Consider the following 2,868-nt stretch of genomic DNA (forward strand, 5'->3'; position numbering starts at 1 on the left):
GGGCGGCGGAGTCGGCACCGTCGACGCTGCAGATACAGGTGCGGGCGCTGCCGGCGCCGGTGCCGTCACCGCCGCGGACGGATGCGCAGGCGGCTCCGGTGCCGGCTTGCTCTTGGGCAGGTATTCGCTCATCAGCTGGAAGAAGCGCTTGTAGAAGTCGCCGTCCTGCACCGTGCTGCTGGCGACCCGCACCATCGAATCGTCGCTGCTGCCGATCGGCAGCGACACCGAGCCGAGCACGCCAACGCCGACACTGGCCGAGGTCGGGCTCTTCTTCAACGCATAGCGGTCCTGCAAGGCACTGACGAACACCCAGGATTCGTCCTGCCCATGCGCGACGCAGGACACGCGCAGTTCCAGCTGCTCATGCAACTCGTCGCTGGGCTGGAAGTTCTTGGTGCCTTCCACCGCATCGGCGGTGGCCTTGGAGACCACGTAGCCCTGGCTCAGCAGCGCGCGCCGCGCCGATTCGCAGGCCTGCGCCGGCTGCACCGGGTAGTTGCGCGAATAGGTGTTGTCGGAATTGAAGGTCTCTTTCACCAGGCCGTCCTGCTTGCGCGCGAAACAGCCGCTCAGGCCGATCGCGATCAGCGCGAGCGCGGGAATGGCGAGAACCTTGGAGGGAGCGGACATAGGCCGTTGACCGGAGAGAGGGAACCGCGGCAAAGGATAGCCGCAAGCGCGTGGGCGCGGCCTTGACGCCGCCGCGGCCGCTCATCCCGCGGTTAGCGAGATGGGCAGGCTGGCCGCCACCGCGTCAGGCGGCGGCGGGTTCCAGCGCCAGGTCCACGCGCAGCAGGCCGCCGTGGCGATCGCGACGTTCGGCGCGCAGGTAATGATGGGCGTCGAGCAGTTCCAGGGTCGGCGGCGCCGCCAGCGGCTCGCCCCACAGGCTCAGCAGGAAGCCACGCGCGCGCAACCAGTCGAGCAGCCGCAGCAGCCCGTCCAGGTCGCGCGGCAGCAGCAGATCGACGTCGCCGGGCAGGCGCGGTGCCGCCACCGGATCCGCCAGCCAGCGCGGATAGCTGCCGTACAGCGCGAAGGCGAAACCGTCGGCGTGCAGCGCCTCCAGCAACTGCGCCGTACCCGGCAGGTCAATGGGCTGGCGGCGGTGCTGGAAGATCAGCGCGTACTCATGGCTGCGGTCGCTGCGGGTGTCGCCGGGCGCCAGCGGCTGCGCGGTCTCGCGTGGATAGCACAACACGCGCTCGGGACAGGGCGCGAACAGGCTGCCGAGGATCCGCGCCAGGTCCCAGGCCTGCGGCACCGTGGTTGCACCGAGCTGCACGTTCTCCACCATCGCGATGCAGAAGCCGTCCTCGCGCAGGTGCCGGCGTACCCCATGGAACACCGCGCGCAGGCCGTGCAGGTAGGCGGCGTAGTCGGCGCTGGCGTAGAGCTGGTCGGGCGCTGCCGTGGCCGGCCAGGCGCAGCCGAAGTACGGCACGTTGGTCAGGCACAGGTCCACCGGCGCGGACGGCGCGCAGTGCGGCAAGCCGCCGTCCAGCACCTCGGCGTGCAGGTCGAGCCGCTGCAGCCGTTCGCGCGCCAGCGCCGCGCGCGCCGCGTCGATCTCCAGGCCGATGCCGTGGCGCCCTTCCAGTTCCGCCGCGAGCAAGGTGCTGCCGAAGCCGCAGAACGGATCCAGCACACGCTCGCCCGGCGCGCTGAAGTGGCGCACGAACGGACGCATCTGCCCGACCCAGCCGCAGTCGCGCGCACCCAGCGGATCGCGCTGGCGCAGGTCCTCCGGCAGGCGATGCTCGGGCGGATCCGGCAACGGCGTCCACCAGCTGCGGCTATCCATGCGGCGCCCGCCACAGCAGATCGCGGTCCGGCTGCCAGCCGGCGCACAGCCGGCCGTCGGCGAAGAACACCAGCTTGTAGATGTCGCCGCTGTCGTGGCGCGCGTGCATCGCCCCGTAGTCGGAGGTCTCGAACACCACCTCCATGCCGTCGGCGGTGGCCAGACGCAGGTTCCAGAAGTAGTAGCCCTCGGTGATCTGCAGCGGCTGCAATTCGCGCCACCACGGCGCGGCCATGCAGGCGCCGAGCACCTGCTCCACCGCGACCCGCGCCTGAGTGAGATAGCGTGCGGTGCCGCCATCGCGGTAGCCGTCGCCGAGCCGGGAGAATTCGCGGAAGATCACCGTGCGCGCACCGCAGGCGCGCGCCCAGTCCAGGTAGGCCGCGACGCCGTCGGCATCGGCGATGCCGCCGTGCTGCAAGATGCACACCAGGCGCAACGGCAGCGCTTTGGCGATGCGTTGCGCAGTGGCGACGAACACGTCCGCATCGGCGATCGCCTCGCCGGGGCGGAAACGCATGATCGCATCGTTCTGCGCCTGCTGCGGATGGTGCCGCGACAGCTCGATCCACGACAGGCCGAAGCGCTGCAAGGCCTGCAGCAAGACCTCGCCGTGGCCGCGGGCGAAACCAGCGCCGTTGCTGTACAGCACCCGCTGTTCGACCAGCAGTCCCTCGCGCTCGGCCGCGCCCAGGGTCTGCAGCAGTTCCACGAACCAGTCTTCGTCGTCGGTCATCTCCAGCCCCGACAGCGAATGCGACAGCGGCAGCCCACGCAGCTGCGCCAGCGCCTGGCGCAGCTGCGCGAAGTAGTCCGGCGGCGGCCGCAGGCTGGCCGCGGCGGTGCCGCCGGCCAGCGGCCGCAAGGTTTCCGAGCAGAAGCGGCAGCGCGCCGAACACGGCCGCACCGATGCGTAAGGAGTGAAGGTCACCGGCTGCGCGACGCGGTAGTCGCGTGCGCCGATGCGCTGCTGGCGCCAGCGCGACGCATCGGCAACGACCGGCACCCGCCACTCCAGGTGCGGGGTGCTGGCGCGCAGCGCGGCGAACAGCGGCGAAACC

General features: G+C 70.9%; 3 protein-coding genes. All 3 read right to left on the reverse strand.

Annotated features, from left to right (window positions below; all coding sequences use genetic code 11):
- Window positions 1-633: DUF2242 domain-containing protein (locus D588_RS0110000; protein ID WP_017915875.1), on the reverse strand; the 633-nt coding region annotated here is incomplete at its 3' end.
- A 124-nt stretch (window positions 634-757) separates the two neighbouring features.
- Entirely contained in the window at window positions 758-1,807 is a 1,050-nt protein-coding gene (locus D588_RS0110005; protein ID WP_017915876.1) for a DNA methyltransferase, read from the reverse strand.
- Window positions 1,800-2,858, reverse strand: coding sequence for a hypothetical protein (locus D588_RS0110010; protein WP_051067858.1), 1,059 nt, complete (start codon window positions 2,856-2,858; stop codon window positions 1,800-1,802). The genes D588_RS0110005 and D588_RS0110010 overlap by 8 nt, the downstream gene beginning before the upstream one ends.
- Window positions 2,859-2,868: the final 10 nt, after the last annotated feature.

This window comes from Xanthomonas sp. SHU 308, from assembly GCF_000364645.1.
In the GTDB taxonomy this organism is placed as follows: Bacteria; Pseudomonadota; Gammaproteobacteria; order Xanthomonadales; family Xanthomonadaceae; genus Xanthomonas_A; species Xanthomonas_A sontii.

Excerpts from the sequence above, each read along its gene's own strand:
- D588_RS0110005 (WP_017915876.1), bottom strand. The coding sequence starts at position 1,807 with ATGGATAGCCGCAGCTGGTGGACGCCGTTGCCGGATCCGCCCGAGCAT.